Annotated in this window: 7 protein-coding genes and 1 pseudogene; 1 reads left to right on the top strand and 7 read right to left on the bottom strand. The window is 34.3% G+C overall.

Features of this window, described 5'->3' with window-relative positions:
• Positions 1-69: 69 nt before the first annotated feature.
• From BLP68_RS15995 to BLP68_RS15965, 7 genes are all read right to left on the bottom strand, one after another.
• Positions 70-8625 carry a glycoside hydrolase family 94 protein gene (locus BLP68_RS15995; protein ID WP_143003112.1) on the bottom strand — a complete coding sequence of 2852 codons (8556 nt, stop codon included), beginning with the start codon at positions 8623-8625 and terminating at the stop codon, positions 70-72.
• Positions 8626-8724: 99 nt separating this feature from the next.
• Positions 8725-11160, bottom strand: coding sequence for a sugar phosphate nucleotidyltransferase (locus BLP68_RS15990; protein WP_242877007.1), 2436 nt, complete (start codon positions 11158-11160; stop codon positions 8725-8727).
• A 513-nt stretch (positions 11161-11673) separates the two neighbouring features.
• On the bottom strand, positions 11674-12357 hold the full coding sequence (locus BLP68_RS15985) for a Crp/Fnr family transcriptional regulator (protein ID WP_176759074.1): 684 nt from the start codon (positions 12355-12357) through the stop codon (positions 11674-11676).
• 198 nt (positions 12358-12555) lie between these two features.
• Positions 12556-12969: a gamma-glutamylcyclotransferase family protein gene (locus BLP68_RS15980; protein ID WP_091545721.1), complete on the bottom strand. Its 414-nt coding sequence runs from the start codon at positions 12967-12969 to the stop codon at positions 12556-12558.
• Positions 12970-12981: 12 nt separating this feature from the next.
• Positions 12982-13623: a pyroglutamyl-peptidase I gene (gene pcp / locus BLP68_RS15975; protein ID WP_091545719.1), complete on the bottom strand. Its 642-nt coding sequence runs from the start codon at positions 13621-13623 to the stop codon at positions 12982-12984.
• A 43-nt stretch (positions 13624-13666) separates the two neighbouring features.
• The gene (locus BLP68_RS15970; RefSeq protein ID WP_091545718.1) at positions 13667-14623 is read right to left on the bottom strand and encodes a DUF979 domain-containing protein; all 957 of its coding nucleotides are present in this window, start codon (positions 14621-14623) and stop codon (positions 13667-13669) included.
• Positions 14624-14635: 12 nt separating this feature from the next.
• Positions 14636-15340 (bottom strand): DUF969 domain-containing protein, encoded by a 705-nt coding sequence (locus BLP68_RS15965; RefSeq protein ID WP_091545716.1) that lies wholly within the window; start codon positions 15338-15340, stop codon positions 14636-14638.
• 471 nt (positions 15341-15811) lie between these two features.
• On the opposite strand from BLP68_RS15965, the pseudogene BLP68_RS21475 reads away from it, so the two are divergent.
• Positions 15812-15970, top strand: a pseudogene (locus BLP68_RS21475) (IS5/IS1182 family transposase); the annotation flags it as partial.

Here is a 15970-nt window from a genome sequence, read left to right as displayed (position 1 = left end):
CCTTAATATTTTCTACATTAGTCTATTATATATTCAGCTAGTTTTTTTGAATTTATTTCAGAACCACCCTTATGAACCCATAACTATCTCTACCTCATGCAACAACCCATCATTTTCCATTTGTATTTCCATTACATTATGGCTTTTCCCATCTATTTTTACCTCTTTAACTCCGCCGTTGACACCTTTAGGATTGTTTACAGTAATTATGTAGCTGGTATCCATAAATTGATATCGAATAGTGTAACTGTTCCATTCCTTTGGGATACATGGTTCGATTGACAATATATTCCCTTTTTTCTTTATTCCTAAAATATACTCAATACCAATTCTGTACATCCATCCAGCCACACCTGTATACCATGTCCAGCCGCCCCTACCAACATGGGGTGATACAGCATAGACATCTGCGGCCATGACGTAGGGCTCTACTTTATAGGTAGCACATTCCAATGGTGTTCTGGCATGATTTATTGGATTAATCATATTAAAAAGCTCCCAAGCCTTGTCTCCATTTCCCATAGCTGCATAGGCATTAATAACCCAAGCTGCTGCATGGCTATATTGGCCTCCATTCTCTCTTACTCCCGGAACGTATCCTTTTATATAACCAGGGTTTTGGTCGCTTTTATCAAAGGGTGGAGTAAATAGCAGTATCATGCCTTCTTCCTTCTTAATAAGATAGTTCTCAACTGATTTCATAGCTTCAATTTTTCTTTCTTCATTTCCTCCTCCAGAAATGATTGACCAGGATTGAGCTAAAGAGTCTATAATGCACTCAGTATTTTTCGAAGATCCAAGGGGTGATCCATCATCATAAAATGCTCTAACATACCATTCTCCATCCCAAGCATTCTCCTCGATAGCTTTTGCAATTTTATCAGCCACCTTTAAGTAGTCCTCTGCTCGCTTAGAGTCCTTCATCTTTTCCATCAATGGTGCAAACTTATTAAGAATGGAGTATATAAACCATCCCAGCCATACACTTTCACCCTTACCTTCATTGCCTACTGTGTTCATACCGTCGTTCCAGTCACCAGAGCCCATCAAGGGTATACCATTTTCTCCAAATTTAAGGGATCTTTCAATTGCCCTTATGCAGTGTTCATAGACGCTTGCTTTTTCAGTAGATTTTTGTGGAATACCATAACGTTCATCCTCCCCCTCCTGCAATGGAGCTTCCTCCAAAAAGTATACCTCTTCTTGAAGTAGCTTATAATCCTTCGTCTTCTCTATATACTCAGCTGTTACAAAGGGCAGCCATAATAGGTCATCGGAAAACCTTGTGCGTATTCCCTTTTCACCTGCACCAGGATGCCACCAATGCTGTACATCTCCTTCTAAGAATTGATGCTCGCTATGAAGCAATATTTGTTTCTTTACCAGCTGTGGAAATAAGTGGGTCATACTCATTACATCCTGAAGCTGATCTCTATACCCATATGCTCCTCCCGATTGATAGAAGGCTGATCTAGCCCATAGCCTACATGATACCGTTTGATATAGTAGCCACTGATTTAGCATTAAGTCCATTGATAAATCTGGAGTTTTAACCTTGACTATATCCAATGAGCTTCTCCAAAAATCTTGAACATTCTTCAATTCAGCCCTTATGCTATTGATGTTCATATATTTGGTAATAATTTGCTGGACTTCTGCTTCATTCTTTTCTTGCCCTATGAAAAAGCCTAATTCCTTTTCTTCATTTGCCTCCATTTTAAAAGTAACTTGAAGTGCTATACAGGGATCTAACCCAGCACCAATTCGATTAGCTAAACCTTCCCTCTTAAGTCCAACGGGGTGGGCTAGGCTTCCATTTAAACCGATAAACTCCCTCCTATCGCAGGTAAAGGATGTAACCTCCTCAGTTGTTCCTACAAATGCTATATTTCCACCAAAATCCGAATTGTATGGATTATTGAGGGCTAATGCACCGTTTTCTGTTTTCCAAGTCTTTATAAACCTTTGTGTCAACTCCTCTGCAATTCCTAAAACAGGTCTAACATAATAGGTTAACGTTAGTTTTCTTGTCTTATTGGAGGTGTTTTTTAGTGTAACTATATTAAGCTTAACAGCCTCATTTTTAGGTACGAACATAGTCAGATTTTGATTGATGCCTTGACTATTATGGTCAAAGGTCGTGTAGCCAGCTCCATGATGGATTATATAATTTTCCTTCTCCCTAATTGGAAGTGGTGTTATTGACCAGTAGGAGCCAGTATCATCATCTCTTATATAAACAACCTCCGATGGGGGATCCGAAATAGGGTCATTTGACCATGGTGTCAATTTATTTTCACGACTATTTTCACTCCATATAGCTCCTGCACTTGACTCTGAAACTAGAAAACCAAACTTTTCATTGGCAACAACATTAATCCATGGTGCTGGTGTATTAATGCTTTCCTTTAACTTTATAACATACTCACTTCCATCCCTGCTAAATCCACCGTATCCATTGAAATAATCCAGCTCTAACGGCTCATCCTTACTTTCGTAGTGAGTATATTTTTCTGGAAATTTCTTTTCTCTAGGTAAGTCCCTTTCTTCATCATCAATTATACTCAATTGCTTACCAATAGAGCCTTGTCCTCCCTTTAGAATAATTCTTGCAACAGTATATAGCAGATAAATGTCCTCCTGTGGCATCATACTAGCATTTCTAACAAAAATACCACCCCGTTGATCCATAATATGCCTTCCGTGACTTGCCATTACTAAATCTAAAATTATTCCCTGAAGTGATTGTAGATAATTACTTTCATCCTCATTCAAAATAACTAGGTCTACTGTTAATCCCTTAGTTCTATAGTATTCATGGGCTTTTAGTGCTTCTTTAACTAAATCTATTTCTGATGCATTCCCAATGGTCACCAGTAGTACTGGAAGGTCGCCGGATATACCATAGGCCCACAGACCAGATTGTCCCTTATTGTTGTTTTCTAATGTTTTATTAAATTTCCTTTTTAAAGGACTTAGATATATAAGCTCTGATATCATGTCCTGATAGGTTACAATTTCTCTTGGTAATAAATTTAAGAAGGATGCTTCTACCTGACTTCTTGTATAAGCCAATTGAAAGCCTCTACTAATTGAAGAGAAATCTTTGTATTTTCTCACCAGCTCTAGCATTTCATCTCTACTATCACCAACCCCAGTTATAAATGATACCTCGACTGACCTTCCTCCTTCTATTTTTACCGTTTTTCTTAAACTCAATATAGGATCAATAGCTATACCAACAGTATTTGTTAGAGGCTGAGTAAGGGCTGCTGGATTGGAAATAGTTCTACTTCTTCCAATAAAGCTTCCGCGAGTGGTTTCATACTGAAACACTCCAACACCTCCACTGTTTTCTGTAATGGTATGGAACATCCACCTCTCTTTATCCTTTAATTCTCTTTTCTTTCTAGTTGCCAACAGTGCATTATACTGAGTAAGCACTTCTGTAGTAACAAAAAGGTTACTAAAGGCTGGATGAGCCAAATCTGCAGCTTGTAAATTTAGTACTGCCTCCTGATAGCTGGTTAGCTCCAGTAATATTTCCTCATTTCCATGATTTGTTAAGGTTACTTTTCTAATTTCAGCTTGATCCTCTGGTGAAACAGCAATTTCAGTATGGGTTTCAATAACATCGTTCCTACAGAAGAACTCGGCTCTATCCTCTGACAATATTACTTTATATCCATCAGGCTTTTCATAAATGGGTTCATAGGTGGCAGACCAGATGGAATCATCCTTTACATTTCGAATAAATATAAAGCTACCATACCTATCTTCAATTGCATCCTCTCGCCATCTAGTAATCTGCATATCATTCAGTCTACTATAACCACTACCTGAAGCGGTAATCATAACAGAATATTGACCGTTGGAAAGCAGGTGGCTTTTAGGCGGAAAACCCTCAGGCTCACCAAGGACACGCACAGCCTTTTTATGCTTATATTCCTTTTCTTCTACTGGTTCAATGTACTTAGTATATTCATTTGTTAATATTGCATGAGGTGATTTCTTCTCTTGAAGTAATAGCTCTGCTGTTTTTATAATAGGCTGAGAATGAAATCTTTTCTGCATAACTTTATTATTAAAATAGTTGTCTAAGGAGACAAATATCATCCCTTGGTGATGAGCCATAAAGCTTTTGATGATTTGCTTACTATTACCCTTTAAAACAACAGGCGAATAATCTATCGCCTCATATAGACCATATTCACCTTCAAGACCTTCATCTATTAAGCTTCTCATATTAGATAATACTTCCTTTGGCTTTATTGGTAAGGCCAACAGGGTAGAGTATGGAGAAACAACTGTGTAATCTATTAATCCTCGCTTTAGTCCTAAATCTGGTACTCCAAATGCCTGATATTGATAATTGAATTGCATATCAAATGCATAATAGCCCGATTCAGACACTCCCCATGGTACCTTTTTTAGCTGACCAAATTTCTTTTGAGCCCTTATTACTGTTTCGTAGGTTTCATCCCATACTGTATTTTTATAATTCTTCATTACAAGATAGGGCATAAAATATTCAAACATGGTTCCTGTCCAAGATACTAATCCTCTACATCCATTAACTAAGGTTAGCCTTCTTCCCATTTTAAACCAATGCTTTTTAGGTATTTCCTTTCTGGCAATGGCAATATAGCTGGTTGTTCTTACTTCAGATGCCAGTAAATCGTAGTAGGAATTTGTAAGCCTTTCTTCTTCAACATTGTAGCCTATAGAGAATAAATTTCTTTGGGGATTATAAAGCGGTGCAAATTCTGTTGAATCAATTATAGTCTGAATTTCATCCATAAGCTGGTGAATATCATTAATAAATGCTATTGTATGTTGCTTTAAATCTTCAACTTGCAATTTCAATCCATCTAACTGGTGCTCCGTTTCTTTATCCTTATAATCAGTGTCTCTTATTTCATTTAGAATACCACCATATAGCTGGTCTAAGTCAGTAATCGAGATATTAACATCCAATAATTTTTGCAGCTTATCGTGATCAATAAATATTTCTAAGGTGTCTAGATGTTCCCTTGATGGTAAGAAATATTCTATTTCTTTTTTTAAGGATACTATTTGACTATTTATTTTTTGCTCCCATTTATTATTATCCTTATGGTAGAAGGATATTTTTTCCATTGTAAGATGCCACTGACTTAAAGTCATTCTGCTATTTAATGCTTCCTCAATGACCGTAGCAATCTCTTCGTGTTCTTCAGTTAAATGCAATGTGTCTAAAATTCCCTGTAATAGAGTAGTGTTAATAAGAGAATTATTTAAGTATTCCTCCAGCCCTGCTTTTACTGTTATTAGATAGGTTATAAAATTACCACTGTCTACGGTTGATACATAGCTAGGTCTCAATAGCTTAAGGGTTCTTGTATCATACCAATTGTATAAATGCCCCTTCCATGTTTCCATCCCTTTTATTGTATTAACTGTGTTTTTTAATTCTCCAACCATCTTGGAGGTAGTTAAATAACCTAGATCTCTTGCAGCTAATACTGACATTAAGAAAAAGCCAATGTTGGTGGGGGAAGTCCTATGGGCAACTCCATTTTCAGGGTCCAACTGATAGTTATCTGGGGGAAGATAAAAATTTTCTTCGTTTACAAAATCTTCAAAATAAGCCCAGGTTTTTCTTGCTATTCTTCTTAGCTCCTTTTCTTCCTCTGGCGGCAGCTTTACCTGATCATCTTTTATTTCTTTACTTGTATAATATGCAATGACAGGAGAAGCTGTCCACAAGATGCCAATGGGAAGGATATAGATAAGATTTGTAGGTCTAATAATCAGTACTTTTACCAAAACAGCAATAGAAATATATATGGCTGCCTTCATCTGATTAATAAAGCTATCAATATCGCCCTTTAGGTTTATCTCTACATCTGCAACGGTTACCCATTCTAAAAGATTCTTCTTTGATATTACTACCCTATAAATAGTTCTAAAAATTGCATCCAACATCATGGCAGCCTCATAGGGTAAAAATATAAAGGTTAATATAGAATGATAGATTCTCGAAGTAATTCCATTGTTCACTTTTTTACAATTGATTTTCTTTGTACTGTTGTATGCTTCATCTCTTATGTAATCGATTAGGCCTGTGAAGAAGGGCATTAGGATAGTAACTAATGCCAATAGCAACCAAACCATGAAACTACCTGGCAAAAATGAAGCAGCACCAATAATAAGCACCAAAATACTTATTGCCACTAAGCTTCTTCTTAGGTTATCAATAATTTTCCATTTGGATAAAGCCGTAAGGGGGTTTTCAACAGTTTCTCCATTTCTATCCTTTATCGTTTTTGGCAACCATCGAATTAGCTGCCAGTCACCCCTTACCCATCTATGGAGCCTTTTCATATATGAACTGTATTTTGATGGAAAGCCATCTATTAGCTCCAAATCTGTTGCCAGACCTGTCCTTAAATAACTACCCTCTAGTAAGTCATGACTTAATACAGTATGATCAGGAATTGCCTCCTTAAGCAGTTTATTAAATATTTCTATATCGAATATCCCTTTACCAGTAAAAATGCCCTCATGGAAAAGATCCTGATAAACATCGGAGTATAAGGTTACGTAAGAATCTAAGCCACCTTCCCCACCGTAAATCCTAGTAAAAATTGATTTGCTAACACTTTCTATGTTATTGCTTATTTTAGGTTGAATTAATCCATATCCTTCTTTAACAATCCCTCTTTTTTCATCAATAATTGCTTTATTAAGTGGGTGCATCATCATTCCTATTAGTTTTTTTGCAGTATCAAGAGGCAAGATGGTATCTGCATCTAGGGTTATAACATATTTAACATCAGCTAGGTCTTTTATATTCCCAGACACAGTAGTAAAGCTGGTGGATTCTGAGCCCTTAATGAGCTGATTCATCTCAATTAAAGCACCTCTTTTTCTTTCCCATCCCATCCACCTATTCTGAGATTGGCAGTACTGTCTTCTTCTGTGAAAAAAGTAGAAAAGATCCTTTTCTTTACTATATTTCTGGTTTAGTTTTTTAACTCCATTTAAGGCTGTATTGGTAATCTCATTGTCTTCTGCTAATTCTTCATGGGTATCGTCCTTAAAATCTCCCACTAAGGCAAAATAAAGGTTCTCTTCTCTATTAGCTAAGTAATACACCTCCAGCATTTCTAAAAGCTCTCTAGCTCTTTTTGGGTTAGGAAGCAATGTAGGTATAACAACTAATGTTGTTGCTTCGACTGGTATCTCTTCCTTATATTCGAATCGTGGTATAAAATATGGATCTGATAGCTTAGTGTATATCCAATTTGTCAGCACAACACCTATATCACTGGCTGGAATTAAAACAATCATAATTGTTAATAAATACATCATAAAATCTACGGTACCAGTTGATGCTACATAATACACCATTATTGAAGTAATTATAGCTGTAATTACTAAAATAGGTGATATATAGGAGGCAAAGGTTTTAGAATGTAATTGATCATTAGCCCTATTTACTCCTAGCGCTTCAATTAATGCCTGCTTTCCTCCATCAATAATATAATAGCCAACATGTGCTGTTTTATCATTTCCTTCGATTTTATTGTTCTTTTCAGCTAGGTGAATAGCTTCTTTTGCAACTTGTATTTCAGATAGCTTATATTGGCTGGCTATCTCTATCACATTGCTTCTGTAATAGTCTCTAGACTCAAAGTCCATCAAAGGGTAGACCTTAGATGGATCAGATCTTAATATCTTTTCAACTATACTAAGATTTTCTGATAACTCATTCCAATCAATAGCTGCAATAGCATTAATGCTAGTTATAGAATTCCCAATTGAGATTTTTCTTGCAGCCTGAGATTTATGCTCATCCTCTATTAATCGTGATACTGTCATATTATAGTCACTTAATTTCTTTTCAATAAAATTTGTTATATCCCCAGAATCTATTCCTTCATGTCTAAGCTTTCTTAATAAATGCTCAATATAGGAGGAATTAATTCTATCAATATCACCAACGTTTTCTTTTATAGTATTTATAAGGGCCTCTGGGCTTTGAGTGGCTGCCTCCTCTGCTTTTAACCAGTCCATTTCTGTATTATATATCTTTTCGCATATAATACGTATATTTTCAATCAAGGATATCTGAAGCATCAATGATATAGACCATATTTCTTCTATAGAAAGTACTCTTACTGACTGATAAGCATTAACAAAGTGCTTAATAACCTCTTCATCAATTCTTCCATCAGTATGGGAAACTAATTCCATAGCAATAACATAGACTCTAGGATATCCTTTGAAGAATCCCTTATCGAGAATATTAAATTTTGAATTTCTATCATTGACTAATATTTGTTTAACTTCCTTAACTTGTTCTTCAATTTTATAAAAATTGTCTAATAGCCAGTCAGAAGCCGGCGTTAGTTCGTTTTTTGTTTTATTTTTCTTATTTAATTCTAAATATACGTCTACTATACTTTTAAAGCTGTAATCTACTCGCTTCAATAGCTTGGTGGATTTTTTTCCCTTGACCACTGTATGCAGCTTTGCTATTTCCTGAGCATGCTTTTCAAGCTCCTCATTATTAAGTAAAATATCCTTCATGCTTATTATTTTGTCTTTTTTTTCGTCAAAATTAAGTCTAGATAACATGTCTAATCAACACCTTTCTGAAGGATGAGTCGTAGTATAAAAAAATCAAAGACATTATTGCCTCTGATTTTAACAAAGTCTTCCCATTTAAGCTGACAGTTAAGTTAAAGTTAGTAGATCCATGACCTTTTTACTGAAAGACACTGATAATTCTTGGGCATACTCTTGAGAAAACCCTTCGGTATAGATTTTAAATAATGGTTTCTCATGATCAGGCAAAATCAAAGTCCATCCTCTGTCATCATTGATTTTAACTCCTTCAAATAGTTCTATACTTTGATCTTTGTTTTCCTCAATTAGATCCTTTATAACCCTACCCTTATCCTTCCAGTCACAGGGAATTTCTTCTTTCAGGTAATAATACTCAGGAAACTCATCTACTAAATTGCAAATTCTTGAGTTGCTTGATACTAACAAATCTAATATAAGGCCTATACCCCATATTGCATTGTAGTTTAAGGTATACTGCAAAGGAAATTCTGTATTGGTATTCCAATTTTTTAGCATTTCATGCATAATACTGGAGGGATTAGATTTAGTACGTATTACCTCCACATTATAGGATTTAGCCATTTTTTCAAAAATATTCGGTACAATATATGGTAATACAATCTTTTCTGTTTTTGATTTCATAGCAATTAATGAAGTTAATAATAGATAATCTTCCTTTTCGATCGATCGACCCTTTTCGTCGACTATTATCATATCCTCTCCATTATCACTAATTAATACTCCAAACTCTGCTTTACCAAGCTTAATTTGATTTGATAAATAGCTTAATTGCTTTTTAAGTGGTTTTATTCCCTCATACTTTTCATAATTTATACTACATCCTAACTCATTCAAATAATCTTTTGCTAATTTTAAATGCTTAAGGGAATTTGAAGAAATAGCAATTTTAAAATTTTTTCTCTTTAAAGCATCTTTATGCTCAAGTAGTTTAAGACCTTGTTTAATAAAAATTGACGAAAAGTTTTCAATTGATACCTTTTGCTTTAATTTATCTGCATTACATCTTTCAAAATCGCCACGGTTCATTAAGTTTTCTATTTCCCGTTCTTTATTTCTTGATATATTGGCTCCATTATTATCAATAAATTCTATATAGATTTTATTTTTATCAGCATTATCTGTCCGAATATGAACTCCACCATCAGCCTGATGATATTTAACCGCAAATCGATTCATTGCTAAAATCGAATCAGGTACTTCAATAACTTGTCCTCCAGAAGCATGAATGCCTGTAATTATAGAACTTTTTATTAGGAAGGCGGCATTGCTGGCATCATCACTTACAACAATTGCTCCACCCTTAGATATAGCTGAAAATGAAGATCCTAATCCCATTGCGAATTCTGGTGTGATATCAATATTCATATGACCCGAGATATCTCTATAGCCAAATACAGTTTTGCTGGCCTTTGATCCCCAAATTAGATTCTTGTTAACAACTGTATTTTCATCTACCAGTTTATGGGGCCATATTTTAATGTCTGGCTTTACCATTACTCCATCAAGCAATGTGCTTTCTTCACCTATTGCGGCATTTTCAAAGACATTAACTCTTTTATTAATATGTACTCGATTACATGCTACTGCTCCAGTAAAATGAGTTTCTTCTCCAATATGTGAGTCCTTCCATATAATGCTCCTTTTAACCACTGCATCTCTTTTAATATCACAGTTATCTGAAATTATGGTATGGGGTCCAATCCTACAGGTGTCAACTAATGAATTTTTACCTATATAAACAGGTGGATTTATTACTGTTTTTTCATGTATTTTTGATCCTTCACCTAGCCAAACCCCTTTTGTTATCTCATTTGCATCCAACTCCAAATTTACTTTGCCATCTAATATATCAAATTGAGTTTGCTTATATGAGTTTAGATCCCCTATGTCACACCAATAATCTTCAGTAACATACCCATACATAGGCACTCCATCCTGCAGTAATTTCGGAAACAAATCCTTACTAAAATCAAAACTGTCTCCTTTTTTATAGTATTCCATCACCTCAGGCTCGATAATATATATGCCGGTATTTACAGTATTACTAAATACTTCCCCCCAGCTTGGTTTTTCTAAAAACCTGACTATTTTACCTGCTTCATTTGTTATAACTACCCCATATTCAATAGGTACAGCTTCCTTTTTCAATACAAGAGTTACTTTTGAACCTTTAGTGCGATGATAATCTATGGCATTATCGATATTTAAGTCTGTTAAAGCATCTCCGCTGATAACAAGAAAGGGTTCCTTGATATATTCTTCCGCATTTCTCACGCTTCCTCCAGTTCCTAATGGAACATCCTCCAAATAATAGCTTATATTCATATCCCATCTTTGGCCTTCTTCAAAATACTCCGTTATTAGCTCTGGAAGATAGGCTGTAGTAACAGCTACATCATCAATATTATATTTTTTTAGTAATTGAGCCGTGTATTCCATAACGGGTTTATTTAAAATGGGAACCATTGGTTTTGGCAAACTACATGTAAGCGGTCTTAATCTTGTGCCTTTTCCTCCTGCCATTATGATCGCTTTAATTATACTCACTCCTTATCCAGATTTATAATTAGTTTAAATCCCCGGTAATCAATGGATAATTGGGTCAAGTATATTTTGTGGTAACTAGGTGAGTTATATACATAATTATTCAATAATAAATCTCTTATTATCCAACTTGTTCTATATTAGGAAATATGTTACATTATATTCACACAATAAAGTTGGTTGTTAACTCAACCCCTATATTTTTTGGTTACTCTTTGTTAAAATTATATATGGTAATATGGATAGGTGTGCATTATAATCAATATTCAGTCAATCAACTAACTCAAAATTCTAATAGTGCAAAAAATAATCCCAACAAGGATATCATTACTTTTTCGGATCCTTTTTGGGAGCAAGCAAATTAGAGAAAAAATATCAAAAATAGCAGGTGAAACATATAAAGCGTACTTGAAAAACATTACTGTCACAACTTATGAGGGTGGGATTGTCTACAGCACCAAAAACCTTATGCTTAAAACATAAGGTTTTTGATTATTCACATGAAATGGTATCAATATACTGTTTTAGAATATCTGGTCTGTTTATAACAATATATTTACCTTCATAGCTTATAACTTTCTCATCTAAAAGCTTGTTCAGACAGCGGGTAACTGTTATTCTAGAACAGCCAATATTATTGGCCAGCTCTTGATGAGTAAGTGCCATATTGATGCATGCACGACCTGTCTTATCACGATCAGCACAAGAATATAATCTTAGTAGAGCATCAGAAATTTTTCCTAAAGCATCATTAAATACAGAATTCGTCAGCTGAAGCATGACAATTCTGAATTTTCTAGTTACACTATGCATAAAGTACTTATACACTTCAGGTTGGGTTTTTAATATTTTCTCTAAGACATCTCCAATAATAATAGACATCTGTCCATCTGTTTTTCCCTTTGCAATAATTGAATCTGTTCCTCCACAAAAGAAGCACATTTCTCCGAATATCTCACCTGGTCTTAATACATATAATAATTTTTCATGTCCTTTTTCGCTAATAACACTTTGTGAGATAACGCCTTTTAAAACAATAACTACGTAGTTCTCTGATTTAATATCAATTAGTTCGTTCTTTTTGAAATTTTTTACAGTTCCCAATGTACTTATATCGTTTATAAAAAATTCCCTCATAATCGACTGCCTATTGTCGTCAAAAAAATTACTATACATATATTCACCCCTTATGCAACTTAAGTCCATATCAATTAATAAGTCCTTTATGATGATTATTCTCAATAATCAATCAGTGAAATTTCAGGTCAAAAAACCCATTATTTTTATTCTTTTCTACAATATTAGCAAACATATCCCAAGTTCACAAGTATTAAAAAATAGATAATCCTAAAGCAAATTAGGAATTATCTATTTTTATAATACTTGCATATACCTCCTCCAATCACCATAAGGTATATACAAAGCATTAAATGTATCTTTTATCTGCTTACTGTATTTGTAAGTATAGGCTGATCCTTTATGCTCTCCTTTTATAGTTTCTACCTCTATTAAAACTCGATTATACTCATTATTTATATTTCTTTCTCCATAATAATTTTCTAAAGTATCTAAATCTCTTAGTGTATTTCCCCAATCTTCTACCTCTATTAATTCCCCATAGATAAAATCATTGCCTTCTATCATAGCGGGGTACCCCTTATCAATCAAATGATAAAGAGCCCCCCTTGTTCTCACATGATTTCTTGTCAAGACCTTACCTTTGAGATATCTGTTATAATTATAAAAATTCTCCATTAAAGATCCATAGACAAACAGCTTTTGAATCATATCAATCACCTATTAGCATATAGCTCCACCAACAATTTTTATATCTTCTTTATTCTCAACTGCTGCTTTAATAGAATATTTTAATCCTTTTGTAATTTTATCTATGTCCATATAAGGCATGTTGGGTTTATTAATAATTTGCTCTGTACTAAAGGGGATATGAATAAATCCACCTCGAATTTGCGGATATTTTTTATGTATGAAATATAGAAGTGCATACATAATATGGTTACATACATAAGTGCCAGCCGTATTTGATACAGAAGCAGGAATGTTAGCATTTCTTATTTCTCTTACCATGGCCTTTACAGGAAGATTTGAAAAATAAGCATTTTCTCCATCTTCAAAAATCGGCATGTCTATAGGTTGATTTCCTTCATTATCTTTAATGCGAGCATCATCTATATTTATTGCAATTCTTTCAATGCTTATACCATATCTTCCACCCGCTTGTCCTACACAAATGACTAAATCAGGTTTTTCTTTAACAATCAACGACTCTAATTGGTGAATTGATTTATAAAATACAGTTACTAATTCAGCCTTAATAATTTGTGCACCTGCAATATTCTCCTCTAATTTCTTAATTGCTTCAAATGATGGGTTGATACTTTCTCCTCCGAATGGTTCGAATCCTGTAACTAATACTCTCATTTAGAGCACCTCCAATAATGTAATTAGTACCATTTATATATTGCTAGAAAGCCCAAACATACATTAAAATAATATGAATCATTAACATAGTTATTGCAACAGGAGCTTGATATTTAATAAGACCATACTTTCTATCGTTTATTTCAAGAATAGCCGTTGGAACTATATTGAAATTTGCTGCCATTGGTGTCAACAGTGTTCCACAAAACCCTGCAGTTAGTGCAAGGGTTGATGCTACAGCAGGATTAGCCCCCTGCATAAATACAAAGGGAACACCTATTCCAGCAGTTATAACTGCAAAAGCCGCAAAACCATTTCCCATAATAATTGTAAATAATGCCATGCCTACGCAGTATGTTACAACTCCAAGAAAAATATTTCCTTCAGGAATTACTTTTCCAATTCCACCGGCTATTACATTACCTACTCCTGCCACTGCAAAAACAGATCCAAGGGCTGCCAATAGTTGTGGTAATATACTAACAGGTCCTACTAATTCAAGAAGCCTTCTGCCATCTTCCACCATTTCACTACTTTTTCCTTTAGTAAGGATTAAAGCCAGTATCAACGCAACTGCTGCAGATATCCCTAATGCTACAAGTGATCCTAACTGCTGTGTCCATAGCTGTGCAACAACAAATGCTACAATTGCTAGGGATAGCGCTGGTATAAATATTTTATTCCCAATTTTTTTAGCCATTTTTTCTTTAAATTCTGAGGAAGACTCTTGGAATGTATTATATTTTACTCGCTTTGAAGCAGATAAAACGGCCATAATCAAAACAAGATAACCCACTACTGTATCATTTATAAGAATTTTATCATTTCCCCACAAGGTCCCTATTCTGCTAAAAGTAAAAACGAATCCCAAAATCCCCCAAAATAGTATAGTTGCTACCTTTGAAGAATGCTTTTTATCTTTCCATGTACTGTAAACCGAAACAAAACACACTAGCCCACAAAGAATATATAGTATTTCTGTTAATGAATTTTTTAGCATAACCTTCACCCCTTAATTATCCATTTTGCTTGTTTCTTTAGAGCTTTTTAAGTTATTAATATACTTTTTATCGAATTTCTTATCATAATATAAAAACTGCAAGGTCCCAATAATCATAATAATTAATGCAATAGGTAGCGAAGCTTTGGCAACATCAATTGCTTCAACATTGTAGCCTTGCTCATTCATTACACCAACGATTAATAATACTCCTCCAGCTGCTACAAAGAAATTCTGTCCAAAAAAGTTACCGTAATTTTCAACTGCGCCCTCAAGCCCCTTTATTGTTTGAATATCTTTTTCATCCATCTTACCGTATCTATTGATTGCCGAACCCTCAGCCATTGGAAGAATAAGTGGTCTAATAAATTGAACATGTCCTCCTATTCTTAAACCAAACATAGCTGCTATGGTTCTTATTACTAAGTATAAAGAGGTTAATCTTCCCATCGTGGCAGATTTTATTTTTCCAATTAGATAAGCTGCCCTCTCTCGAAGTCCATACCTTTCAAGTAATCCTATCACTGGTAAAGAGATAATAAAAATTGACATATAGCGATTTGTTACAAATGCTCCTCCCAGTATTGTCATTATTTCATTAAAAGACATTCCAGCTACGAGACCAGTTGTAATTCCTGCAACCACAACAACTGCTATGGTATCCAGTTTTAACATAAAACCTATTACGATAATCAATATTCCTATAAGCTTGATCATCATCTCATCCCCCTTTTAATATTATTAGTGGCATAGAAAGAATTAACTGCAATTAAAAAGAAACCCTTATTATTCACCTTATAGAAGAACATTTCTTTCTAATAAATAGAAGCAATAATAAGAACTATATTGCACTTTTCACAAAGCAAAAGCTAATGATATGATGAAAAATTCTTAATTCTTTCTATTGACAAAGCATATCATAATCTAAAATAGCTTTATGTATCAGGGACTACAATTTGCAAAAAAATAGCTTGGTATAAAAAGGTATAACAGCCAATGCAGCCAAGGGGACGTTTTGGGACCAGTGAAAAAGTCCCCTGTAAACATCCAGTTTAACTTACACATATGTTTATATATTAAGTGCAAAATATTTTTAAGGTCATTGAAAATACTTGATTTTAGACAAAAAAACCCCCGTTTATGGTATAATGTAAGTACGACCAAACAAAACCAAAAGGGGGTTTTTTCATGCTTCAACATAAGCCAAAGCAAATATCTTTTCACTCATCATTATATAATAAAATACCAGAAAATCATATACTAAAAAGAATAGATTCAGCAGTAGATTTTAGCTTTATCAATGGATTACTAGAGAATAGCTATTGCAAGGAATTTGGACGACCTGCT

The organism is Alkaliphilus peptidifermentans DSM 18978 (genome assembly GCF_900101495.1).
In the GTDB taxonomy this organism is placed as follows: Bacteria; Bacillota; Clostridia; order Peptostreptococcales; family Natronincolaceae; genus Alkaliphilus_C; species Alkaliphilus_C peptidifermentans.
This window is presented reverse-complemented; position numbering and strand designations above follow the sequence as displayed.